The sequence below is a fragment of the Streptomyces flavidovirens DSM 40150 genome, assembly GCF_000429085.1.
Classification (GTDB): domain Bacteria; phylum Actinomycetota; class Actinomycetes; order Streptomycetales; family Streptomycetaceae; genus Streptomyces; species Streptomyces flavidovirens.
In genome coordinates, this window is the sequence record NZ_AUBE01000011.1 from 209,157 (window position 1) to 233,229 (window position 24,073).

A 24,073-nucleotide genomic window follows, 5' to 3' on the forward strand; every position below is an offset into this window, starting at 1 on the left:
CGCGCTCCGCCACACGCTGCACCCCGTCTATTCCTCAATTTCAGGAATAGTAGGCACTGTCCAACTCGAATGAAATCGGCAGCGCTTGACTGGGAGCCGACTTAGGGTGACCTTTTCCACACTGCCGTCAAGAACCACCTTAAAGGCGATACCACTAGAGTCCCTGACGAGCGCGGAGCTACCCCCGTTCTTCGTTCGGGGCGTGAAGTCGTCTTCACCGAGATCAGCCACGCGCACCAAGAGGCTTTTCGGTATCTCTATGAGCTCATAGCGCACGAGTTCGGGCCCCATTGAAAACGCGCGCAGCGTGGCGATTCTGTCGTACTCGTCCAGATGCCGAAGAAACCTTGGCACGCATTCACGGGCAAAATCACTGGGCGTCTCACAATCGCGAATCCAGCGAGCCTCAGAGAACTTCGATACTCCAATAGTGGACTTGCTTATTTTGGCCGACGCCTCCGTCTTCAGCGACCAGCGCACCCCGTCAACCGCGGCGTCAGCACCTTGGAAGGTTTGCGATTTTGTCTTGTTCGCCGAGACACCCGAGTACCTAGCTGCAGCAATGAAGGCATATTCAAAGGAAGCCTTCTTAAACTTCTCTTCTGACGTCGCGTGGTGAATCTTCAGACGATTCAAAAAGTAGTCGCTAAATTTACCGCCAGCTAGATCAGAAGACGGATCAACTCGAACCTGGCACGGCGCCCGCAAAGCCTCGGCCATCTCCCCGAGCATCTCCAGCTGCGCATCATCCAAGAGTTGCGCTTCCGTCATCAAACGCTCCAGCGTCACTCAAACCCCTCACGTTAACACCAGCGGGGGAACTATGTGATCATCTGGCCTTGAACGCTGTCAACTAGTTCACTTGGTCACCTGCGCCGGCATTCAACAGCCCCAGCTGGCTCCTATAAGCATTCAGAACGGGTCAATACTGCTAGGCGTTCCCCACCTGGCTGTATTGATCACGAGCGTTGTCGACTGTCATGGTCTTGATCATGGAGAAGACCTCCGGTGTGGTGGAGGTATCTAGGCTCCACACCACGCACGGAGGTCTTCGTGTCACACCGTAATGCCCGTCTGACCGTTCACGGCAGGCGACTGTCGGTCGAATGTGCCGTTCCCAGCCGGCCTGGCACTACACCGCACCGGACCTCGGCCGTGACCGAGGTGCGTGTCTGCGAGCTCCGCCGCCCGAAGCCCGGCCCGGCCCGCATCGGCCCGGCCCTCGGCCTGCCCGCTTCGACGGTGCACCGCGTTCTTGCCCGGCACGGGCTGAACCGGCCTGCGTTCCTGGACCGGCCACCAGGACGGTGATCCGCCGTTACGAACGCGACCGTCGCGGAGAACTGCTGCACGTCGACGTCAAGAAACTCGGCCGCATCCCAGACGGCGGCGGCCACAATGCGCTCGGCCGCCAGGCCGGCCGCGACACCGCAGCGGCATGGGATTCGACTACGTCCACTCCGCCGTGGACGACCAACCCACCTGGCCTACAGCGAGATCCACGACGACGAAAAGGCCGCCACCTGCGCAGGCTTCTGACGCGGGCCGCCGCGTTCTTCGCCGGCCACGGCATCGACCGGGGTGTCCCATGGCGGTCGGGAGCTGCGGCCGCCCAGACCGGCCTGCGAGCTGATGGCCTCGACCAGCGCGTGGCCGTCACTGCGATTCCGAAGACGAAGACGAATAGCAGCGCGGGCCAGCAGGGTCGGGCGCCCCCTGGTCTTGGGCAGGGGGCCCGTGGTGCTCGCGTGCATCAGTAGTCGGCGTACGGTCGCCCTCCGCGCTCGCGCGAAGCCCTGCGCGGGGGATCAGGCGCGTAGGAATGTGAGTACCGCCAGGACGCGGCGGTGGGATTCGTCTGCGGGGGGTAGGTTCAGTTTGGCGAGGATGTTGCCTATGGGCTTGCCCACCGCCGCCTCGGAGACCACCAGTTGACGGGCTACCGCCGCGTTGGACTTGCCCTCCGCGACCAGTGCCAGTACTCCCTTTCGCGGAGCGTTAGCGCTCCAGGGGGTCGCGGCGGCGGCGCAGGAGATGGCGTACCACTTCCGGTCTACGACCATACCGTCGGCGGCGACCTCCTGGAGGGCCGTCTGGAACTCCTCGACCTGGCCGACCCGGTCCTTGAGCAGGTAGCCGATGCCGGTGCCGTCGCCGACGGCCGCCGCGACCTCGTGGCGAAGCGGGCCAGCAGAGCCATCAGTCCTTCACGCAGCAGCACGCTGTCCTCGGCCAGGACTACCCGCAGCGCTCGGTCGGCTCGGTCGGCTCGGTCGGCTCGCAAGGGATCTCCACTCCCAACAGGGGTGGGCGCCAAGGGGGCTGGGCAGGGCAAGAATGCCATCCAGTACTGACACCCGGTCGGCGAGACCGGTCAGGCCGCTGCGTCCCTCCGCGTGCGCGCCGCCCCTTCCGTCGTCGCGTATCTCGACCACCAGACGGCCGTCGGCATGCCGGCCGGTCACCTCGGCGCGCCGCGCCCCGCTGTGCTTGCCGATGTTCGCGAGTGCCTCGCAGACGACGAAGTACGCCGCCGCCTCGACCGATTCGGGGAGGCGACCGGGAAGGTCGAGGGTTACGTCGACGGGGATGGCGGACCGGTCGGCCGCGTCGGTGACGGCCGCTGCGACACCGTAGTCGGCTAGCAGCTTGGGGGGGATGCCCTGGATCAGCTCGCGCAGTTCGGCCAGCGCCTTGCCCGCTTCGTCATGGGCCTTGGCGAGCTGGTCCGCGAGCGGGCCGGGGAGTGCGTCGAGGCGCGCCAGGCCGAGGGCCATGGTCAGGGCGACGATGCGCTGCTGGGCGCCGTCGTGCAGGTCGCGCTCGATGTGGCGCCGCTCCGCCTCGAAGGCGTCGACCAACCGGACCCGTGAGCGTACGAGTTCGGTGACTCGCGCCCGCAGGTTCGGCGCGGGCGGGGCGATGAGGAGTCGGGTGAGTTCCGCCCGGGCGACCGCCATGATGCCCAGGACCCAGCCGCACACGGGGAACATGAGGAGGCCGACGACGGCGGTGGCGATCGCCTCCGGCATCGAGGTCGCCGTCCACATCTTCAGTACGCGGGCCTCCTCGCCGCCGCCGACCGTCATCATCAGCACCGGAGTGGCCAGCAGGCCCAGCGGCCACAGGACCGTCGCGAACACCAGCGTGTAACCAGCAGCCCCGGCGCGGCGGGCACCTGGTGCGGGGTCGGAGCGGGCCGGTTGTCGACCGGCCGCAGCCGCAGCCGCTCCGTCGCCGCCACCGGCACTCCGGAGAGCGCCAGCAGGGCGAGCAGTGGCAGGCCGATCAGTACGACGGCGAGTACGGTGCCGACCGACGCCCCGACGGTGATCGCCACCAGCGCCGCCAGGCCGACCGACGCGCTGCTGAGCAGGTAGCCGGCCGACCGCCAGGGCCAGGGCGTCAGCAGGTAGCGGGGCCGGGCCAGGGCCTGCCACACGTTGATCGGGCGCATGGCCTCACCGTAAAGCCGGGGCCGGGCCATACCCATCCCACCAGGTGGAGGTGAGGGGTATGGCCTGCCCTACCCGTGCCCCGGTCAGGCGGTGAGGGTGGCCGGGGCCTCACGCCGGGGGCGCCGTCAAGTGGTGAGGGTGGCCGGGGCCCACGCCAGGTGCGCCGTCAGGTGGTGAGGGTGGCCGGGTCGCTCACGCCGGGGGTGCCGGTTTCCACGTGGCCGGCGAAGCGGCGCAGGAACGTGGTGTTCGTGTCGGAGACCACGGACACGTCGTACCAGCGCTTGGTGGCGCGCAGGTCCACCGTGTGCGTCACCGTGGCGCCCGCGCGCACCGTGAAGGTCTGCGGCTGGCCGCCGTACGCGTTGCTGACGGTGAGGTGGGCGGTCGTGGTGCCCGGATTGGTCAGCGTCAGGTCGAGGTTCCCGGTGGTCGCGTTGTGGCGGGCCGTCGCCTCTGGGCACGCGGTCTTGGCGGGGCTGCGGAAGGTGCGCAGGAAGCCGTTCGGGCCGTGGACCGTGAGGTTGTGCGTGACCTTGGAGTACGCCGAGTTCCAGGTGTCGGAGATCTTCTTGCCGGCCTCGGCGGTGTACGTCCACGGGGCGTCGGTACGGTTCGCCGACGTGACGTAGAACTGCGCCCCGGCCACCGCGCCCGGGCTGAAGGTAAGGGCGATCCGGCCGTCGGCCGTGTTGACGGCACCGTCGACGTAGGGCGCGTACGGCAGTGCGCGGGCCGGGCGCGCGCCGGGCTCCTGCCTGGGCATGCTGCCGACGGCGGGCGGTGTGGGCCGGTAGTCGGGGTGGCGCTCGTGGTCCGGCGGCTCGTACGCGGCGGTGTCGGGCAGTTCGGCCGGCCGCGCGTCGGAGGCGCTGAAGTCGAAGGCCGAGGTGAGGTCGCCGCAGATGGCGCGGCGCCACGGGGAGATGTTGGGCTCGTTCACGCCGAAGCGGCGTTCCATGAAGCGGATGATCGAGGTGTGGTCGAAGACCTCGGAGCAGACGTAACCGCCCGTGCTCCAGGGGGAGACGACGAGCATCGGGACGCGCGGGCCGAGGCCGTAGTTGCCCGCCGCGTACGACGTGCCGCCCGCGTACTGCTCGGCGGAGGTGTCGACGGTGGACTTGCCCTGCGCGGCGGAGGCCGGCGGGTACGGCGGCACGATGTGGTCGAAGAAGCCGTCGTTCTCGTCGTACGTGATGAACAGGGCCGTGCGGCTCCACACCTCGGGGTCGGACGTCAGCGCGTCCAGCACCTGCGCGATGTACCAGGCGCCGTAGTTCGACGGGAAGTTGGAGTGCTCGGTGAAGGCCTCGGGGGCGGCGATCCAGGAGATCTGCGGCAGCTTGCCCGCCTGCACGTCGGCCTTGAGGTCGTCGAAGTAGCCGTCGCCGTTCTTGACGCTGGTGCCGGTGCGGGCCTTGTCGTACAGCGGGTCGCCGGGCTTGGCGTTGCGGTACTGGTTGAAGTAGAGGAGGGAGTTGTCGCCGTAGTTGCCCCGGTAGGCGTCGTTTATCCAGCCCCAGTGGCCGGCGGCGTCCAGGCCGTCACCCGTGTCCTGGTAGATCTTCCACGACACCCCGGCCTTCTCCAGCCGCTCGGGGTACGTCGTCCAGCCGTAGCCCGCCTCCTCGTTGCCGAGGACGGGGCCGCCGCCGGTGCCGTCGTTGCCGGTGTAACCCGTCCACATGTAGTAGCGGTTGGGGTCGGTGGCTCCGATGAACGAGCAGTGGTACGCGTCGCACACCGTGAACTTGTCGGCGAGGGCGTAGTGGAAGGGGATGTCCTCCCGCGTCAGGTAGGCCATCGTCGTCGGCGTCTTGGCGGGCACCCACTGGTCGTACTTGCCCTTGTTGATCGCCTTGTGGCCGCCGGCCCAGTCGTGGTTGAGGCCCTGGAGGAACTGCATGCCGAGATCGTCGGCGGTCGGGTGGAACGGCAGCGTCACCTTCTTGTTGCCGTCCGCCTGGTGCCAGACCGGCTTGCCGCTGGGCAGCGTCACCGGGCGCGGGTCTCCGAAGCCCCGTACGCCCTTCATCGCGCCGAAGTAGTGGTCGAAGGAACGATTCTCCTGCATCAGTACGACGATGTGGTCGACGTCCTGGATCGTGCCGGACACGCGGTTGGCGGGGATGGCGGCGGCACGGTCGATGCTGCTCGACAGGGCGGCGAAGCCCGCGGTCGCGCCGGCGATCTGGAGGAAGCGGCGCCTATTGAGTTCTGGCATGGGTGTGGGGCCTCTTGGGGGTGAGGAGTCAGAAGCGAACAGAATGTTCCAAGAGGACCGGGTGGAAAGGAAGAGGTAGGGAAGGGGTGGTGGCGTCACCGTAAAAAATTGCGGTATACCTCGCCAACACGGGTGCCGGGCAAGGCCGGGCGTCAGGCCCCAGGCATCAGGCGTCAGGTGCAGGTGTCAGGGGTCAGGTGTCAGGTGTCAGGTGTCAGGCCGAGGTGCGCTTCCTGGGGGCCGCCTTCTTGGCAGTGCTCTTCTTCGTCGCGGCCTGCTGCGACTCCTTCTGCCCGGCGGACTGCTTCTGAGACGACGCCGAGGCCGTCTTCTTGGCCGCGGTCGTCTTCTTCGCCGTGGCCGCCTTCTTCGCCGCCGGCTTCTTCTTCGCCTCCGTGGAGGACGCCGCCGCCTTGCGCCTCTCCGTGCCCCTCTCCTTGCCCCGCGCCATCTGCGTGACCTCGGCGACCTCCTCGCCCTCCTCCTCGCCGCGCGACTCCTTCGCCGCCCGTACGCTCTTCTCCAGCGCCGCCATCAGGTCGATCACCTGGCCGCCGCCGGCCGCCGGCGGGGCCTCCGCGGGAAGCTCGCCGCCGGAGGCCTTGGCGGCGATCATCTCCTCGACCGCCTCGCGGTAGTCGTCGTGGAGCGATTCGAGGTCTACGTCGCCCAGGGTGTTCATCAGGGCGTCCGCGAGGTCGAGTTCGGCGTCGCGCACCGTCACGTTCGTCTCCGGTGCGACGCCCTCGGGCTCCCGTACCTCGTCGGGCCAGAGCAGGCCGTGCATCACGATCGCGTCGTCCACGACGCGCAGCATGCCGAGCCGCTCGCGGCCGCGCAGCGCGAACTTGGCGACCGCGACCTTGTCGCTGCGCTTGAGTGCCTCGCGCAGCAGGACGTACGGCTTGGCGGCGGGCACACCGCTCGCGGACAGGTAGTACGCCGAGTCCATCTGGAGGGGGTCGATCCGGTCGGCCGGCACGAAGGCGACGATTTCGATCGTCTTGGCCGTGGGCAGCGGGAGTGCGGCCAGGTCGTCGTCGGTGATCGGCATGATCCCGCCGCCCGGTTCCTCGTACCCCTTGCCGATCTCGGACGCCGGGATCTCCTCGCCGTCGAGCTCGCAGACCTTCCGGTAGCGGATCCGGCCGCCGTCGGCGGTGTGGATCTGGCGGAACGAGATCGAGTGGTGCTCGGTGGCGTTGACCAGCTTGATCGGGATGCTGACCAGACCGAAGGAGATGGCGCCGTTCCAGATCGACCGCATGTTTCGCCCCTTTGAAACGCATTTATCGATGAATACGTGGGATTGTCATCGTATGTCGCCTATCACAGAGGTGGAGGGGCGGCGCCTGGCGCTCAGCAACCTGGACAAGGTCATCTATCCCGCCACCGGGACCACCAAGGGCGAGGTGCTGCACTACTACGCCGTCACCGCGGACGCGTTCCTCCCGCATCTGCGCGACCGGCCCATCTCGTTCCTGCGCTATCCGGACGGGCCCGACGGGCAGCTCTTCTTCACCAAGAACCCGCCGCAGGGTACGCCCGACTGGGTGCGGACGGTGGAGGTGTCGCGCTCCGAGGGCCAGCTCGCGCGGCAGGTGATCATCCAGGATCTGCCGACGCTGATGTGGGCGGCGAACCTCGTGGTGGAGTTCCATACGCCGCAGTGGCTCGCCCCGGAGCCCGGCGTCGCCGACCGGCTGGTCCTCGACCTCGACCCCGGTGCGCCGGCGAGCGTCGCGGAGTGCTGCGAGGTCGCGCTGTGGCTGCGGGAGCGGCTCGCGGCGGACGGCATCGAGGCGTACGCGAAGACCTCCGGCTCCAAGGGGCTGCATCTGCTGGCCGCGCTGGAGCCGACGCCGTCCGAGGAGGTCTCGGCGTACGCGAAAGGGCTCGCGCTGGAGGCGCAGGAAGCGCTCGGGGAGCTGGTCGTGCACCGGATGACGCGGGCGCTGCGGCCGGGGAAGGTCTTCGTCGACTTCAGCCAGAACGCCGCCGCGAAGACGACCGCGGCGCCGTACACCCTCCGGGCGAGGGTCGAGCCGACCGTGTCGGCGCCGGTGACCTGGGACGAGGTGGAGGAGGGGCGTGCGGACCCGGCGCGGCTCGTCTTCCGGGCGACGGACATCGGCGTACGGCTGGAGCGGTACGGCGACCTGCTCGGCCCGCTGGTCTATCCGGGCCGGGCCCGGCCGCTGCCGAAGGGGTGAGCGCGGTGGTCACGGTCGTACCGCCCGTCGAGGTCATGCGGCCCCGCGCGGCCGCGGAGATTCCGGCGGCGAACGGGCTGGCGGGCGGCGTGCAGTACAGCATCAAGCTGGACGGGTTCCGGTGCGTGGCGTTCGCGCGGGGCGGCCGGGGTGCGGGACCGGGCTCCGGCCCGGCCGTTCTGCAGTCCCGCTCCGGGCGGAACATGGCGCTCGACTTCCCGGACGTCGCGGCGGCGATCGGCGCGCTGCCGGCGGGGCTCGTACTGGACGGGGAGGTGTGCGCGTGGGCGGACGGGGCGTTCGCCTTCGCGCAGCTGATGCGGCCGCACGCGGCGCGGGTGGCTGACGGCGTCGTGGTCGCGTACGTCGCCTTCGACGTACTGGCCGTGCCGGGGCGCGACGTACGCGAACTGCCGCTGGCGCAGCGGTGGGAGCTGCTCACCGCCGCGCTGGAGGATGCGGGTCCGCAGGTGCAGCGGGTGCTGGCGACGACCGACCGCGAGCAGGCGCTGATCTGGTACGAGGCGCTGCTGGGCCAGGGGGTGGAGGGGCTGGTGTGCAAGGGCCTGGCGTCGCGCTACCGGCCTCGGGACGCCAAGTCCTGGGTGAAGGTGCGGCATTCGGACACGCGCGACGCGGCTGTCGTCGGCTACACGGGCCCCGTGGCGCACCCGCGGGCGCTGGTGCTCGTGCTGCCGGGCGACGCGGACCCCCTGCTGTCGAGCCCGCTGACACCGGCGGTGCGGGCGCAGGCGCGGGAGGCGCTGGCGGGGGTGCCGGACGAGGGTGAGGAGCGGATCGTCGCGATCGGGCTCGGTGATGTGCCGTACCGGCGGGTGGGCGCGGGTCTGCTGGCGGAGGTACGCCAGAACGTCGGCCGCCACGGCACCTCGGCGGTCCAGCGGCTGCGCTACGGGGACCGCTGAGCGGCCCCGCGCCCACCCCCCGCCCACACCCGCCGGTAGATTCTCAGTCCCGTGCATGCCTCGTCACCGCCCCATGCCCATGGGAGCGGTACTGGAGCAGCGGGGGCATTGCCCCTTCCCGGTCCGGTTGGTGCAGACTCGACAACAGGGCACGTCACGGCACGTCACGGCACGGAGGGGACCACCGAATGATCATCTTTGGCAGCAAGAGCTACCTCTACCAACTGGCCATGCTCACGCTGGTGTGCGGGCGCTGCGGCAATCCCGCCGCGCACACGCTCAGGAAGCGGGTGGCCAAGTTCACGCTGTTCTTCGTTCCGCTGTTCCCGTTCTCCACGAAGTACACGACTCAGTGCACCTTCTGCGGCGCCGAGGAGCGGCTGAGCAAGGAGCAGGCGGAGTATCTGGAGGCGACGCAGGCGCAGGGCGGCGGCGGTCAGGCGTACGCGCAGCCGCCGCAGCAGGACCAGCCGGGGCGGAATCCGTATCAGCGCTGAGCCGAGCCGCCCACGAAGTAGAAAAGCCACTTTCCTGCACATATGGTCTACGGGACGACTCGCACGACCTCGGCCCCGCTGAGAGGGAAGCCTTGAGCGCGCACCGCCCCGCCCGCGCGGCACTGCTGCTCCTGACCGCCGCCGCAGCGCTGTCGGCGCTGTCGGTGTTGTCCGGCTGTGCCGACGCGGGCAAGCTGGAGAGCGCCGGGCCCACACCCACCGCCATCGGTCCCACCCGGCTGTGGCCCGAGCGGCAGCCCGCCTCGATCCCTCCCCTGGACTACGGCGAGGGCGAGACGGAGACGGTTCGCGGCATCAAGGTGCCGGGCGACGACGTGCGCGAGGTGAAGCCGGTGGACGTCGTCCGGGCCGAGCAGGCCGCGCATCCCGACGCCCTCAGCGGGCCCGACGGGATGTACGAGGAGACCGTCCGGCAGCTCCGGGACTGCGACACGAAACCGAAGTCGTGTCCCGTACTCAAGGCGTACCACCGCGACCTCACCGGCGACGGCAGCGCCGAACTGATCATCGGCGTCTCCATGCCCGAGGGCCAGCTCTCGGTCCGCTGCTACCTGGCCGAGAAGGGCCGGCTGACCCGCATCATGGGCACCAGCGACGCCGTGATCGGGGTTTCGCTGGCGGGCCGCGACCTCATCATCCGGGCGCCGTCGAACCTGCCGGGATACGAGTACAGGACGGCCTGGTCCTGGGACGACCACCAGCACGCCATGCTCCCCACCCACGACGAAATCCTCCGGGTGGACAAGGAGAGCGGCGAGACGCTGCCCTCCCACTCCCACACGACCACCCCCACGGCCACCACTCCCACAGCCACCACCCCCCCAGCCACCACCACGCCCGGCGGCCGCCCATGAGACCCCGCCTGCCCGCCTGGACCGCGCGCCTCACCTGGAAGGCCGCGGCCTTCATCACCGTGATGTGCTGCGCGCTCGCGGCGCTCCTCGGCGCGCTCGTGCACGTCTCCGTAACGCATCAGACGCTCAACCAGGCCCGCGAGAAGGCGCTCACCAGGCTGGAGGAGGCGACTCGGGCGTACGAGGCCGGCGACCCGCTGCCGCCGGACACCGGCATCGACCCGGAGGGGCTGCCCTCCTCACTGCGCGACCTCGCCCTGTCCGGCCGGCACGGCACGATCGTCAGCGAGCACGACGGCCGCCCGACCATGTGGGCGGCGGCCCCGGCCGACCGGCGCGCCATGGCCGCCGAGATCGACTACAGCCAGGGCGTCAGTACGATCACGGGCCTGGACCGCGCCATCGTCGGCTCGTCCCTCCTCGCCATCTCCGCGACGCTGCTCGTCGGCGTCTTCGCCGTCACCCGCGTGACCCGCCGCCTGCACCAGACCGCCGGGGTGGCGCGCCGGATCAGTGCGGGCGACCTCGACGCACGCGTCAACGACCCGCGCACGAAGGACCCTTCGCGCCCCCAGGACGAGGTGGCCACGGTCGCCGGCGCCCTGGACACGATGGCCTCCACCCTCCAGGGCAAGCTCCAGAGCGAGCAGCGCTTCACCGCCGATGTGGCCCACGAACTGCGCACCCCGCTGACCGGCCTGCACGCGGCGTCGGAGCTGTTGCCGCCCGGCCGGCCGACCCAGCTCGTCCAGGACCGGGTACGGGCGCTGCGGCTGCTGACCGAGGACCTGCTGGAGATCTCCCGGCTCGACGCGCGCAGCGAACAGATCAGCCCGGACGTGCACCGGATCGGACCGGTCGCCGAGCGCGTGGCGGGCGCGGCGCGCGGGACGGGGGCGCCGACGCAGGTGCGGATCGTACGGGACACGTCCGTGGAGACCGACCGGCGGCGGCTGGAGCGGGTGCTCGGCAATCTGATCAGCAACGCCCACCAGCACGGCCGCGAGCCGGTCGTACTGACCGTGGACGGCCCCGTGGTGACAGTTCGCGATCACGGCGAGGGCTTTCCCCCGTACCTGGTGGAGCACGGTCCGCAGCGCTTCAGGACCGAGCCGCGCGCGGGCGCCAAGGGGCACGGTCTTGGCCTGACGATCGCCGTGGGGCAGGCGGAGGCCATCGGCGCGGAACTGACGTTCACGAACGCGCCGGACGGCGGGGCGGTCGCGACGCTGAAGCTGCCCGAGGTCCCCGACGAGGAAACCCCCGGCGGGATGGGCAGCGGGGGCAATCGGCACGCACAGTGACATATTGCGATCAGAGAGTGTCGAAATTAGTGTGAATCGGGCGAGTCGAGGACCGGTTCATTACGGACCGGAGTCCCCCGCCGTCCTTCGCCACGGCGAAGGCCTCTCACCCGTCAGGAGCCAACATGCCCCTGCTCCCCCGGTCTCCGCTCTCCAGGCTCGGCCTGTACGCCGCCACAGGCGCCGTCGCCGCCCTCACCGCCGCGGGCCCCGCGCTCGCCGCGGCGGACCCAGAGAAGCCCCCGGCCGCCCCGGCCGCCCCGGCCGAGAGTTCCTACGCGTACAAGGGGCGCGTCATAGCCAAGTCCGGGCTGCTGCTGCGCGACAAGCCCACCCGCGCCAGCCGCGTCATCGGCAAGAAGCACTACGGCGCGATCGTCCACATCTTCTGCAAGACCCGCGGCGGCAACGTGCACGGGAACGACCGCTGGTACCTGCTCACCGACGGCACCTGGGCCTGGGGCTCGGCGCACTACATCGCGAACATCGGCGCCGCCCCGCGCTGGTGCTGACGCCCCGCCAGAGCCACGCCACAGCACCCGTCGGCGCACATCACAGGCACCCCGCTCACGCCCGAAGAGTCCGGCTCCCGCCGGGCGGAACCCGTCGGGCGTGAGCAGACATTTCGTGAGCAGACATATACGGTGATACAGCCTGCCCGCTTGCTACGTTGCCTGACATGACCGCAACGACGGTGGACGATCCCCCGCCCGACGTACGCCTCCCCAAGCGGCGCGGCGTCGAACTCTCGCTCCTCGTCGGCGCCGTCCTGATCGCCGTGTACGGCTACATCGACGTGGGCCTCACCAAGAACGGCGCCGTACCTCCGGACGCCGCCGGCTACGGCGCGGGTCTCGGCGTGCTCGCGCTCCTCGCCCACCTCGCCGTCCGCTTCCGCGCCCCGTACGCCGACCCGCTGCTGCTGCCCATCGCGGTCCTCCTCAACGGCCTCGGCCTGGTGTTCATCTACCGCCTCGACCTCGAAACCCCCAGTGACCAGGCGACCCCCACCCAGCTCGTCTGGTCCACGCTCGGCGTCGCCCTCTTCATCGGCGTCGTGCTCCTGCTCCGCGACCACCGGATCCTCCAGCGGTACGCCTACCTCTCGGTCGCCGCCGCCCTGGTCCTGATGACCGTGCCGATCTTCTTCCCCGCCATCAACGGCGCGAAGATCTGGATCCGCGTCGGCGGCTTCTCCTTCCAGCCCGGCGAGTTCGCGAAGATCCTGCTCGCCGTCTTCTTCGCCGCCTACCTCGCGGCGAACCGCAACGCCCTCGCCTACACCGGCCGCAAGATCTGGAAACTCCAGCTCCCCACCGGCCGCGTGCTCGGCCCGATCGTCGCGATCTGGCTGCTCAGCGTCGGCGTACTCGTCCTGGAGCGCGACCTCGGCACCTCGCTGCTCTTCTTCGGACTCTTCGTGATCCTGCTGTACGTCGCGACGGGCCGCACCGGCTGGATCGCCGTCGGCCTGCTCCTCGCCGCGGTCGGCGCCTTCGTCGTCGGCTCGCTCGAACCGCACGTCCACAGCCGCGTCCAGGACTGGCTGCACCCCTTCGCCTCCATCGAAGCCGGCCAGGGCCCCGGCCAGCTCGCCCAGTCACTCTTCGCGTTCGCGGCCGGCGGCATGCTCGGCGCGGGTCTGGGGGCGGGCGAGTCCATCCTCATCGGCTTCGCGGCCAAGTCCGACTTCATCCTGGCGACGGCGGGCGAGGAGCTCGGCATGACCGGACTGACGGCCATCTTCCTGCTGTACGCCTTGCTCGTCGCCCGCGGCTACCGGGCCGGCCTCGCGCTGCGCGACCCGTTCGGGCGGCTGCTCGCGATCGGCCTCGCCTCCATCCTCGCCCTCCAGGTGTTCGTCATCGCGGGCGGCGTGATGGGGCTGATCCCGCTGACCGGCATGGCGATGCCGTTCCTCGCGCAGGGTGGCTCGTCCGTCGTCACCAACTGGATCATCGTGGCGCTGCTGATCCGGGTCAGCGACTCCGCCCGCAGGCCGGAGCCAGAGCACGTCGAGACCGGCGTCATCGCGACCGTCGGGGAGGACGACCAGTGATCCGCTACATCCGCCGCGCGGCCGGGTTCTGCCTGCTGCTGCTCATCGCGCTGCTGCTGAACGCCGCCCGTATCCAGGTCTTCCAGGCGGAATCGCTCGACGACAACCCCGCCAACCGCCGTAAGACCATCGGCCGTTACGAGCAGCCGCGCGGCACCATCATGGTCGACGGGCAGCCGGTCACCGGGTCCAGGGACAGCGGTGAGCAGCTTCGGTACGAAAGAACGTACCGGCACGGCCCGTTGTACGCGCCCGTCACCGGCTACGCCTCCCAGACGTACGGCACGACTTTCATCGAGAACGCCGAGGACGACATCCTCGCCGGCACCGACTCGATGCTCGCCCCGCTCCCCCTGTGGAACGAGATCACCCGCTCGCGCCAGCCGGGCGGCCACGCCGTCACCACCATCAAGGGCGCGGTCCAGCGGGCGGCGTACAACGGGCTCGGCGGCCGCAAGGGCGCCGTCGCGGCGGTCGAGCCGTCGACGGGGAAGATCCTGGCGCTGGTCAGCAGCCCGTCGTACGACCCCGAGGAGATCGCCGGGACCGGGAAGCGGGTCACGGACGCGTGGGCCCGGCTGAACGGCTCGCCGAGTCAGCCGATGCTCAACCGGGCCATCCGCCAGACGTATCCGCCGGGGTCCACGTTCAAGATCGTGACGGCGGCGGCGGCGCTCGACACCGAGGTGGTGACGGACATCGACGCGCCGACGAAGACTCCGGAGCCGTACGTCCTGCCCGGCACCAGCACCACGCTCCCCAACGAGGCGAGCGGCTGCCGCGACGCGTCGCTGGAGCACGCGATCCGGGTCTCGTGCAACACGGTGATGGCGGAGCTCGGCGTGCGGGTCGGACTGGCCGGAATGCTCGACACGGTGGAGAAATTCGGCTTCAACGACGACGCGCTGAAGATCCCGTCCGGGGTGTCCAGGAGCCACTTCGACACCGAGATGACCGCCGACCAGCTCGCGCTCTCCTCCATCGGCCAGTACGACACGAGGGCGACGCCGCTCCAGATGGCGATGGTCGCGGCGGCGGTCGCCAACGGTGGCGAGCTCAAGTCCCCGTACCTGGTGGACAGGACGACGGACTCGGACGGCGACACCGTCTCGCACTACCGTCCGAAGTCCCTGCACCAGGCGATGAACCCGTCCACGGCCATCCAGCTCCAGCAGATGATGGTCGACGTCGTGGAGAACGGGACGGGCACGAACGCCGCCATCCCCGGGGTCCGGGTCGGAGGCAAGACAGGCACGGCGCAGCACGGCATCGACAACACGGGGACGCCGTACGCCTGGTTCATCTCCTGGGCGCAGGAGCACGGCGACGGCCGGCCCGCTGTCGCCGTCGCGGTCGTCGTGGAGGACGCGTCGGCGGACCGCGCCGACATCAGCGGCGGTGGCAGCGCGGCGCCGATCGCGCGGGCGGTGATGCGGGCGGCGCTGGACGACTGACCGGGTGATCGTCCCGGTCCGCGAATCACCACGGAGCGGGCCGGTGGTACGCCCAGCCGGCGCAACGAGTGGTTCGAGCGCGTCAAGGAGTCGATGACGGCGCTGTGGTGGTCGAGGCGGGCTGCCGCCCGGCGGTGGCGGACGCCGAGAAGGCGCTCCTGCGCTGCGCGAACACGGCCCGACGCCGGAGGCCTTCACGTTGCGTACGTCGTTCCCGGCCCCCGGCGGCGCATCGGCGTGATCAGCCGATCGGCTGGCGCGCTTCCTCGCGCACCTTGAGGGTGGTCGCGGCGATCTCGTCGAGGTCGACGGACTCGGGGTCCTGCTTCGCGGTCTCGGGGGTGACGACGGCGACCGAGGCGCCCGTGTTCTCGTCCGCCCAGGCGCACATCGGCATGGTGACCGTGGAGCCGCTCTGCGTCGAGGTGAGCACCTGGCAGGTCAGCGTGATGCCGGAGCCGGCCGGGGTGATGTCCCTGGCGGGGACGGCCGGGGCGGCGCCTTCGCCGTCCTCGGCGCCGGCCATCATCTTGCCGCGCGCGCCGTCGGGGTCCTTGAACTGGCCGTACATTCCCGAGATGACCAGCACGCCGAGCTCGGCCGGCGAGCCGGAGGTGTACTGGCCGACGACCGGCTTGGGGTTACGGATCTTCGAGTCGTACGTCCCGGCCAGAGCTTCCTTGCCCTTGGTCTGCGACAGGTCCTGGGCCAGCTTGAACTCGCCGTCCAGCATGGTCTTCGGCACGGTGAGCCGGTACTCGGCCTCGGGGAAGCCGGCTCCCGTGGTCACGGCGTTGGCCTCAAGGATCCGGGGCACGACGAACCCGAGGAGACCGAGGCCCACCAGACAGGCGGCGACGATCCCGATCACCTTGCCGGGCCCGCGCTTGCCCGGCGGCGGCCCCATCGGCGGCTGCCCCCAGCCGCCCTGGCCGGGATGCTGCTGCTGCGGATAGGGCGGCCCCGCGTACGGCGCCTGCCCCGGCGGGTACGGCTGCTGTTGGGGGAACTGCGGCTGCGGAAGCTGTTGTTGCGGGTACTGCTGCCCGCCGTACGGATTCGGCGGCTGCGGGTGCCCGTACGGGCCGGGGGGCTGCTGGGGCGGCGGCATGGTCATGACTGAACGCTACGTCACGCAGGCGAACCGAAGGCGCCCAGGCCCCGGCCGCCGGTACGCGCTTCAGCGCCGCCCGCCCGCTCAGGCCGCGCCCTCCGCGATCGCGTTCTGGATCTCCGCCACCCGTGCCGCGTCCTCCGCCTCGAAGCGCTGCCTGTCGAGTGCTTCCGCGATTTCCTCGTCCTGGGTCATGAGGAGGTCCAGGTTCGAGTCGCCCATCTCGAAGACGCCCATGTCCAGGTAGGCCTTCTGGAGGCGCGGGCCCCACAGGCCGATGTCCTTGACGCAGGGCACGATGCGGCTGAAGAGGAGCTTGCGGAAGAGGTGCAGGAACTCGGACCGCTCCGTGTACTCCTGCGCCTCCTTCTTCGACACGCCGAAGTTCTCCAGCACCTCGACGCCGCGCAGCCGGTCGCGCATCAGGTAGCAGCCCTCGATGACGAACTCCTCGCGCTCACGCAGTTCGGCGTCGGACAACTGCTTGTAATAGTCGCGCAGCGCCATCCGGCCGAAGGCCACGTGCCTGGCCTCGTCCTGCATGACGTACGCGAGGATCTGCTTCGGCAGCGGTTTGTCGGTGGTGTCGCGGATCATGCCGAAGGCGGCCAGGGCGAGGCCCTCGATGAGGACCTGCATGCCGAGGTACGGCATGTCCCAGCGGGAGTCGCGGAGGGTGTCGCCCAGCAGGCCCTGGAGGCTGTCGTTGACCGGGTAGAGCATCCCGACCTTCTCGTGCAGGAAGCGGCTGTAGATCTCCGCGTGCCGGGCCTCGTCCATGGTCTGGGTGGCGGAGTACAGCTTCGCGTCGAGGTCCGGGACGGACTCGACGATGCGGGCCGCGCACACCATCGCGCCCTGCTCGCCGTGCAGGAACTGGCTGAACTGCCAGGAGGAGTAGTGCCGGCGCAGGTCGCCCTTGTCCTTTTCGGTCATCTTCGCCCAGTGGCGGGTGCCGTAGAGGTTGAGCGCCTCGTCGGGGGTGCCGAGGGGGTCGTACGGGTCGACCTCGATGTCCCAGTCGATGCGGGTCGCGCCGTCCCACTGCTTGTCCTTGCCCTTCTGGTAGAGCGCGAGGAGGCGGGCGCGTCCCTCGTCGTACTCCCAGCTGAAGCGCGCGGCGCCGGAGGCCGGCACCTGCCAGAGCGGGTCGGACGGGGCATTTATGTAGAGCTCGTGCGTCGACATTGACGCCTCCTTGCCGCATATCCCTTGAGACATTGGACAGTTGGCAGACTCACACGTTGGTAGACGACGGGTCAACAAGTCGCGCACAAGGGATTGACTGCCTTGCTGACAAGCAGTCTCATAAGAGGAACGTAGCTGTGACCCCCGGTAACCCAGCCCGTGAGGTGCCCCCCGCCATGACGACAGTGACCGAACGCGACGTACTCAGGGACGCACTCGGCCTCCTCAAGGACCGTGAGCAGGTCGCCGAGCGACTGCTGGAGTCGTCCGCCAAGCACTCCTTCGACCCTGAGACGGAACTCGACTGGGCCGCCCCGATCGAGGAGGGCAAGTGGTTCTGGCCGCCCGAGCTCGTATCGCTCTACGACACCCCCCTGTGGCGGAAGATGTCCGAGGAGCAGCGCATGGACCTGGCCAGGCACGAGGCCGCGTCGCTCGCCTCCCTCGGCATCTGGTTCGAGATCATCCTGATGCAACTGCTGGTCAGGCACATCTACGACAAGTCCGTGACCAGCAACCACGTGCGCTACGCGCTCACCGAGATAGCCGACGAGTGCCGGCACTCGATGATGTTCGCCAAGATGATCCAGAAGGGCGGCGCGCCCTCGTACCCAGTGCCGAGGCTCTACCACAACCTCGCACGCGTCCTGAAGACCGTCTCGACCACGCCGGGGTCCTTCGCGGCCACACTCCTCGGTGAGGAGATCCTCGACTGGATGCAGCGGCTGACGTTCCCCGACGAGCGCGTCCAGACCCTCGTGCGCGGCGTGACCCGCATCCACGTGGTCGAGGAGGCGCGCCATGTCCGGTACGCCCGCGAGGAGTTGCGCCGCCAGATGGTGACCGCGCCCGCCTGGGAGCGCGAACTGACCCGGGTGAGCTGCGGCGAGGCGGCCCGCGTCTTCTCGACGTGCTTCGTCAACCCGAAGGTGTACGAGAACGTCGGCCTCGACCGCCGCGAGGCCGTCGCCCAGGTCAGGGCGAGCGGCCACCGCACGGAGGTCATGCAGAACGGCGCGAAGCGGCTCACCGACTTCCTGGACGACATCGGTGTGCTCCAGGGCGTCGGCCGCAGGCTCTGGAAGAGCTCGGGGCTCCTCGCGTAAACGGTCAAATGTGGGGTTACGCTGCCGACATGACCCCGGCAGCGACGACACCCGCGTACCGCAGACTCAGCGTCGAGGAGCGTCGCAGGCAGCTCCTCGGCGCCGCGCTGTCCCTCTTCGCGCACCGGGCGCCCGAGGACGTCTCGCTGGACGACGTGGCGGAGGCGGCGGGGGTGTCGCGGCCGCTCGTGTACCGCTACTTCCCGGGCGGCAAGCAGCAGTTGTACGAGGCCGCGCTCGGCTCCGCCGCCGACGAGCTGAAGCTGTGCTTCGCCGAACCGCAGACCGGGCCGCTCACCCGGCGGCTCACCCGCGCCCTCGACCGCTATCTCGCGTTCGTCGATGAGCACGACGCGGGGTTCAGCGCGCTGCTCCAGGGCGGCAGCGTCGCCGAGACCTCCCGTACGACCGCGACCGTCGACGGGGTGCGGCGGGCCGCGGCCGAGCAGATCCTGACGCACCTCGGCGTCGCGGGGACGGCCGGGCCGCGGCTGCGGATGATGGTCCGCACCTGGATCACGGCCGTCGAGGCGGCCTCCCTGATCTGGCTGGACGAGGACAAGCAGCCGCCGGCCGGCGAGCTGCGGGACTGGCTGGTCGACCACTTCGTCGCGCTGCTGACCGTGACCGCGGCGACGGACGCGCAGACGGCGGCCGTGACGCGGGCGGCGCTGGCGACGGAGACGGCGGACGGCCCGGCGGGGGTGCTGGCGCGGCGGGTGATCCCGGTGATCGAGGAAGCGGCACACCTGCTCTGACGGCCTCACCCCCTGCGCGCCCTGCGCGCCCTGTTCGCCTCGCTCAGCCTGCTCGCCCTGCTCGCCCTGCTCACCCTGCTCACCCTGCTCAGCCTGCTCACCCTGCTCAGCCTGCGCGCGCTGCTCAGCCTGCGAGACTGGCCGGGTGAGAAGCGAGAACACGCCCTTCGTGGGCGGCCCCCTGGACGGGCGGGTGCTGCCGGTCCTCGTCGGGCCGACCGGACACCCGCCGAAGTGGTACGAGGTGCCCGTGCCGGACGACGACGGCGGGCCGCCGACCGTGCACGCGTACCTGCGCGTTCCCGCCGGGTACAGCAAGCGGCTGGGGCTCCAGCGCGGCTGGAAGTACGAGTACGCGCCCGGCGGCCGCGAGCGCCACCGGCCCAGGTGGCCCTGGTCGAAACCGGACAGCAACCCATAAGATCGGCGGTTGTGCCGGACGTGGCCGCCGTGTCCGAAGGAGCGGCCCCGGCACGGTGACCACGGTGATCACAGGGGGTGCGCCTTGGAGGCGCTGCGTCAGGACGATCCACGCCGAATCGGGCCGTACGCCCTGCTGTCGCGCCTGCGCGAGACGGCGAGCGCCGTGCAGTACCTGGCGCACGGTCCCGACGGTACGACTGCCGTGGTCGCGGTGGCCCGCCCGGAGCTGGCCGGCCTGCCCGCGTTCCGCCGCCGCTTCCAGACGGAGGCGCAGACGGCCGAACGGCTGGCCGGTGGTTGGGTGCAGGCCCCGCTCGCGTCCCGCACCGACGGCCCCGACCTGTGGACGGCGACCGACTACGTACCCGCGCTGAACCTCGCCGAGGCCGTCGCGCTGGCCGGGCCGCTGCCGGAGCCGACCGTACGCGTCCTGGGCGCCGCGCTCGCCGAGACCCTGTCCCGGGTGCACGCCACCGGCGCCGTACTCCACGGCCTCGCGGCGGACACCGTGCTGCTGGCCGCCGACGGGCCGCGCCTGACGGCGTTCGGTGCGCTGGGCGCGGCGGCGGCCGCCGAAGCGGGGCCGGGTGGCCAATTGTCCGTACGTCTCGGCTATCTGACCCCGGAGCAGCTGGCGGGGCGGGAGCCCGGCCCCGCGTCCGACATCTTCGTCCTCGGCCTGCTGCTGGCGTACGCGGCGACCGGTGCGACCCCGTGGGCGGCGGGGCCGCAGGCCGGCGCCGCCGACCGTATCGCGCACGCGGAGCCGGAACTCGCGGCGGTACCGGCCGAATTGCGCACGCTGATCGCCCGCTGCCTGGCCAAGTCCCCGGCCGACCGCCCGGCCCCCGGCACGCTGGCAGCGGAGCTGGCCCTGGAGGGAGCGGCGGCGCTGGCCCGGCCGGGCTGGCTGCCGGGCGGCCTGGTAGCGGCGCTGGCGGACCAGGCGGCGCGGGTGGCGGATCCGGGGCCGGGCGCGGGGCTGCACGCGCTTGTTCCCCTATCCGCCCCTTCCCGTAACCGGGGCTCCGCCCCGGACCCCGGTCCTCAAACGCCGGACGGGCTGAAAGATCCAACGCACCCGGCAGCAAGCGACGCCCGCCGGCCAACCGCCGCTGGTCCCCGCGAAACCCAAGCCGAACCGCCCAACGGCCATCAAGCCCGCCCGACGCTTGAGGACACACCCGAAGGGCGTCCGGGGGCCGGAGGGCTTGCCCCCTCACGCGGCGGAGCCGCGAATGCCACAGCCAGGAATGGACGGGCGGGGGAAAGCGCCGCGGGCCCCACCAGCACGACAGACGTTTCCGGCGCCGCCGACGTTTCCCGCACCACCGACCTCTCCCGCGCAGACGTTTTCGGCGCCGCCGACCTCTCCCGCACCGCAGACCTCTCCGGTGCCACCAACCTCTCCCGCACCGCAGACCACTCCGGCGCCACCAACCTCTCCCGCACCGCAGACCACTCCGGCACCGCCGACCACTCCAGCGCCACAGACCCTCCCGGCGCCACAGACGTTTCCCGCGCCCCCGACGTTTCCCGCACCACCGACGTTTCCCGCACCACCGACCCTCCCTGCGCCACCGACCTCTCCGGCGCCACCGACCTTTCCCGCACCACCGACGTTCCCGATGGGCTGACCCGGCGGCTCGTGGCGCGGCGTGGTGCCGAAGAACCCACCGAGAACCTCAGCGGCGTAACCCGCCGGCTTGTGGCGTCCCGAGGCCCGAGCCTCCCCCCGCGAGACCCCGCCGCCCCGCGACCCGCCGGACAGGCGCCCAGCGCTTCAGGCGTCGTGGGTCCGCTCGCCCCCGCACCTCCCCTCTCGCACCCCGCCACCGCACTCACCCTGCCGCCGGCAGCCACCGCACCCACCCAGCCCGCGCCGCTGCCGCCCCCCGCGCCCGCCCACACACCCACCCGCGCCGGCGACCGGCTCGGCGGCGGCCTGAGCAGGCGCGGCCTGTTCACCGGGGTCGCCGCCGGCGCCGCAGGGCTCCTCGTGGGCGGCGGCGCAGCGCTCGCCCTCTCCGGCGGTGACGCCGACGCGCCCCCGGCCCGTACGGACGACGACGCCCCCAAGCCCGCCGCAAGCCGCAAGCCACTGCCGGGCGTTGCCCCCGACCCGCTCTGGCACTACCAGCACCCCGTCGCCCTCGCGGCCGACGGCCCACCCGCCCGCCTCTGGCGCGACCAGGTGCTCCTGATCCCCGGCGAGGAACTGACGACCGCGCTGGACACGCGTACCGGCCGCCGGCTGTGGGAGCAGAAGGCCGCCGGTACGACGTACGGCCCCGAGGTCGCCGACAGCACTCACTGCTTCGTCGTCACCTCCACCGACTTCCTCTGGCTGTCCGCGAAGGACGGGCTGGTCAGGCATCGTGCGGCGTACGCGCCCCTCCTGACGAAGGGCCGGAAGGACACCCGCGCCACGCTGGGCGGGAGGGTGGCCGCGGACGGCCCCGTCGTCTGGTTCTCCGGGAGGGTCGAGACACTGGGCGGGAAGAAGGGCAAGGTGACGCGCACGCGGACGTACCTCTTCGCGTACGACATGGCCGCACGCAAGGAGCTGTGGCGGACCGAGATGCCGAACGGCCGCCCCGGCCCCGTCCCGCGTTACGAGGCGGTCGGTATCCGCCCCGGCAGCCTGCTCGTCCGCCAGGACACCGGCTCCCTCACCGCGGACCAGAAGAAGAAGGCGAAGGGCAAGTCGGCCTTCATCCTCATCGACCGCAGGACCGGCAAGACACTGTGGCGCAAGTTCTTCCCCGGCGTACGCCCCGACGCGGGCGCCACGGACGACCCTTCCGGCCGGCTCTACGCGGCGGTGCGCGGAAACCTCCAGGCGTACGACACCCGCAACGGCAAGAAGCTCTGGCAGCTCAAGGACGCCTCGGGCCCCGCCGGCGACGCCCCCTTCGGCTTCGGCCCCGGCGTCGTACGCGACAAGACGCTGTACGTCCCCAGTGGCCACAACGAGGTGTACGCCGTCGACACGGCATCTGGCGCCCAGCAGTGGAAGCGCGCCACGGAATACCCCGGCGGGTCCGTCCCCCGGCTCTCCCTCAGCGGCAGCGGCCGTACCGTCTTCGCACTCAACGCGACGCAGGCCACGGCGATCGGCGCGCGCGACGGGCAGCGGCTGTGGAAGTTCCAGGACTCCGGCGTCACGGCGCCGGGCGCAAAGGACGAGGACGAGGCCGCCGGCGCCTCGTACGGGGCACTGACATCAGGCAGCAGGGCCGTGCTGTGGCGAGGCCGCAATTTCTACGCGCTGCCGCTCGGCTGAGGGCAGGCGGGCAAGGGTTGTACCGAAACGCGTTTCGATTCCATGCCTCTGGGATTGCACAGGCATCACAATCGACACGGCGAGCCCAATTTGTTGATCACCAGGCCGATGCAGGCCGTAAGTTCACTGGTCACAACAGATTCCGCGTGTCACCGGCCGGTGAACTTCGCGCGGGGCGAACGTCGTTCACCGATTTCGTCGAACCAGAGGAATGCCTTTCCATGCGTCGCACCACTGTCCGCCGTACCGCCGTCGCCGCCTCCGCGATCTCGCTGGCCCTGCTTGTCAGTGCCTGCGGAGCCGACAAGTCCGCCGATGCCACCCCCGAGGCGAAGGGCAAGGACAGCGCGGCCGCCGAGCCCGCCGCGAAGGCCCTGTCGCAGGCTGAACTGGACAAGCTCATCCTGGCGGACGGTGACGCGAAGAACCACAAGGTCATGAAGCCGTTGAAGGCGGACCTCGCCGCGTCGAAGATCGCCACCACCGACAAGGCCGAGTGCAAGCCGCTCCTCGACGCCACCTGGATGCGTCCTCTGGGCTCGCCCGCCGCGACCTCGGTACGCAGGGTCTCCAGCGTGCCCGAGAAGCCGGGCAAGGACGCTTCGCCCGAGGACAAGCTGAAGGCCGGTCTGGGAGCCCTCAGCGGTGCGGTGATCATGACGGACACCCTGGGCTCGTACGACGGCAAGAGCGCCCAGGAGGTCCTCGCCGGGCTGCGCACCGCCGGCAAGGCATGCGCTGGCGGCTTCACCACGACCGCCGGCCCGGACAAGATGAAGTACACGAAGGTCACCCCGGCCTCCTACACCGGCGGTGACGAGGCGGTCGCCTTCACCCTGACGACCGACCTGGAGGGCGAGACCGGCTCGGCCCAGCTGGTGACGGTGCGCAAGGGCAACACGGTCGCCTCCTTCTTCGCGCAGAGCTTCTCGGGCAAGTCGGAGCAGCCGAAGGACGCCATCGAGGCGCAGCTGGCCAAGCTCGGCTGACCATCGCTCCAGAGCTGAACCGGCGCGACCCCGTCCCCCTCGCCGGGGGGCGGGGTCGCGCCCTTTCCGCTCCCCTCGCTCCACTCCCGGCCGGGGCCCGGCAGCCACGCCGGACGCTCCCCGCTTTGCCCCTCGACGGGTGACGGCGTTGGCCCAACCCGCCCAGTCACCCGCTCACCGTCCCGACGCCGCCGCA

At 70.6% G+C, this 24,073-nt stretch carries 18 protein-coding genes and 4 pseudogenes; 15 read left to right on the forward strand and 7 right to left on the reverse strand.

The annotated features are described in order from the left end of the window. Positions 1-27 precede the first annotated feature (27 nt). Entirely contained in the window at positions 28-789 is a 762-nt protein-coding gene (locus G412_RS38150; RefSeq protein ID WP_078607080.1) for a hypothetical protein, read from the reverse strand. A gap of 264 nt (positions 790-1,053) precedes the next feature. Here G412_RS38150 and G412_RS38155 point away from each other — a divergent pair. Next, positions 1,054-1,625, forward strand: a pseudogene (locus G412_RS38155) (transposase family protein); the annotation flags it as partial. A gap of 183 nt (positions 1,626-1,808) precedes the next feature. Here the strand turns inward: G412_RS38155 and G412_RS34870 are convergent. The 4 genes and pseudogenes from G412_RS34870 to ku form a co-directional block, all read right to left on the reverse strand. Continuing rightward, a pseudogene (locus G412_RS34870) lies at positions 1,809-2,200 on the reverse strand (LuxR C-terminal-related transcriptional regulator). A gap of 38 nt (positions 2,201-2,238) precedes the next feature. Then, positions 2,239-3,457, reverse strand: a pseudogene (locus G412_RS40950) (sensor histidine kinase). Positions 3,458-3,624: 167 nt separating this feature from the next. Continuing rightward, entirely contained in the window at positions 3,625-5,685 is a 2,061-nt protein-coding gene (locus G412_RS0117545) for a phosphocholine-specific phospholipase C (RefSeq protein WP_028813233.1), read from the reverse strand. A gap of 214 nt (positions 5,686-5,899) precedes the next feature. Continuing rightward, a complete protein-coding gene (gene ku / locus G412_RS0117550) occupies positions 5,900-6,952 on the reverse strand; it encodes a non-homologous end joining protein Ku (protein WP_028813234.1) in 1,053 nt (350 codons plus the stop codon). A gap of 52 nt (positions 6,953-7,004) precedes the next feature. Between ku and ligD the strand changes: the two genes are divergently transcribed. From ligD to G412_RS40955, 9 genes and pseudogenes are all read left to right on the forward strand, one after another. Beyond that, positions 7,005-7,898 (forward strand): non-homologous end-joining DNA ligase, encoded by an 894-nt coding sequence (gene ligD, locus G412_RS0117555; protein WP_028813235.1) that lies wholly within the window; start codon positions 7,005-7,007, stop codon positions 7,896-7,898. Positions 7,899-7,903: 5 nt separating this feature from the next. Continuing rightward, positions 7,904-8,824, forward strand: coding sequence for an ATP-dependent DNA ligase (locus tag G412_RS0117560; protein ID WP_051338423.1), 921 nt, complete (start codon positions 7,904-7,906; stop codon positions 8,822-8,824). Between the two features lie 188 nt (positions 8,825-9,012). Beyond that, positions 9,013-9,321, forward strand: a complete 309-nt coding sequence (locus tag G412_RS0117565; RefSeq protein WP_028813237.1) for a zinc-ribbon domain-containing protein — start codon at positions 9,013-9,015, stop codon at positions 9,319-9,321. A 92-nt stretch (positions 9,322-9,413) separates the two neighbouring features. After that, the gene (locus G412_RS34880; RefSeq protein ID WP_037649070.1) at positions 9,414-10,196 is read left to right on the forward strand and encodes a hypothetical protein; all 783 of its coding nucleotides are present in this window, start codon (positions 9,414-9,416) and stop codon (positions 10,194-10,196) included. After that, positions 10,193-11,500: a sensor histidine kinase gene (locus tag G412_RS34885; RefSeq protein WP_051338424.1), complete on the forward strand. Its 1,308-nt coding sequence runs from the start codon at positions 10,193-10,195 to the stop codon at positions 11,498-11,500. Before G412_RS34880 ends, G412_RS34885 begins: the two co-directional genes overlap by 4 nt. Positions 11,501-11,625: 125 nt before the next feature. Beyond that, entirely contained in the window at positions 11,626-12,012 is a 387-nt protein-coding gene (locus G412_RS0117580) for an SH3 domain-containing protein (protein ID WP_028813238.1), read from the forward strand. A 167-nt stretch (positions 12,013-12,179) separates the two neighbouring features. Beyond that, positions 12,180-13,559 (forward strand): FtsW/RodA/SpoVE family cell cycle protein, encoded by a 1,380-nt coding sequence (locus tag G412_RS0117585; RefSeq protein ID WP_028813239.1) that lies wholly within the window; start codon positions 12,180-12,182, stop codon positions 13,557-13,559. Beyond that, positions 13,556-15,013, forward strand: coding sequence for a penicillin-binding transpeptidase domain-containing protein (locus G412_RS0117590; protein ID WP_028813240.1), 1,458 nt, complete (start codon positions 13,556-13,558; stop codon positions 15,011-15,013). Before G412_RS0117585 ends, G412_RS0117590 begins: the two co-directional genes overlap by 4 nt. A 54-nt stretch (positions 15,014-15,067) precedes the next feature. Further along, positions 15,068-15,254 (forward strand): annotated as a pseudogene (locus tag G412_RS40955) (DUF3291 domain-containing protein); the annotation flags it as partial. Here G412_RS40955 and G412_RS0117595 read toward each other — a convergent pair. Both G412_RS0117595 and G412_RS0117600 read right to left on the reverse strand, forming a co-directional pair. After that, on the reverse strand, positions 15,255-16,130 hold the full coding sequence (locus G412_RS0117595) for a hypothetical protein (RefSeq protein ID WP_028813241.1): 876 nt from the start codon (positions 16,128-16,130) through the stop codon (positions 15,255-15,257). A gap of 81 nt (positions 16,131-16,211) precedes the next feature. Continuing rightward, complete coding sequence (locus G412_RS0117600; protein WP_028813242.1) at positions 16,212-17,315, reverse strand: ferritin-like domain-containing protein; 1,104 nt, start codon at positions 17,313-17,315, stop codon at positions 16,212-16,214. 176 nt (positions 17,316-17,491) lie between these two features. Between G412_RS0117600 and G412_RS0117605 the strand changes: the two genes are divergently transcribed. The 5 genes from G412_RS0117605 to G412_RS0117625 all read left to right on the forward strand — a co-directional run bounded on the left by G412_RS0117605 (position 17,492) and on the right by G412_RS0117625 (position 23,877). Next, positions 17,492-18,421: an AurF N-oxygenase family protein gene (locus G412_RS0117605; protein ID WP_028813243.1), complete on the forward strand. Its 930-nt coding sequence runs from the start codon at positions 17,492-17,494 to the stop codon at positions 18,419-18,421. 29 nt (positions 18,422-18,450) lie between these two features. After that, positions 18,451-19,179: a TetR/AcrR family transcriptional regulator gene (locus G412_RS0117610; RefSeq protein ID WP_028813244.1), complete on the forward strand. Its 729-nt coding sequence runs from the start codon at positions 18,451-18,453 to the stop codon at positions 19,177-19,179. A 145-nt stretch (positions 19,180-19,324) separates the two neighbouring features. Next, the gene (locus G412_RS0117615) at positions 19,325-19,600 is read left to right on the forward strand and encodes a hypothetical protein (protein WP_028813245.1); all 276 of its coding nucleotides are present in this window, start codon (positions 19,325-19,327) and stop codon (positions 19,598-19,600) included. A gap of 84 nt (positions 19,601-19,684) precedes the next feature. Continuing rightward, complete coding sequence (locus G412_RS0117620) at positions 19,685-22,888, forward strand: outer membrane protein assembly factor BamB family protein (protein WP_028813246.1); 3,204 nt, start codon at positions 19,685-19,687, stop codon at positions 22,886-22,888. Between the two features lie 221 nt (positions 22,889-23,109). Next, complete coding sequence (locus G412_RS0117625; protein WP_028813247.1) at positions 23,110-23,877, forward strand: hypothetical protein; 768 nt, start codon at positions 23,110-23,112, stop codon at positions 23,875-23,877. The last annotated feature ends 196 nt before the right edge of the window (positions 23,878-24,073 follow it).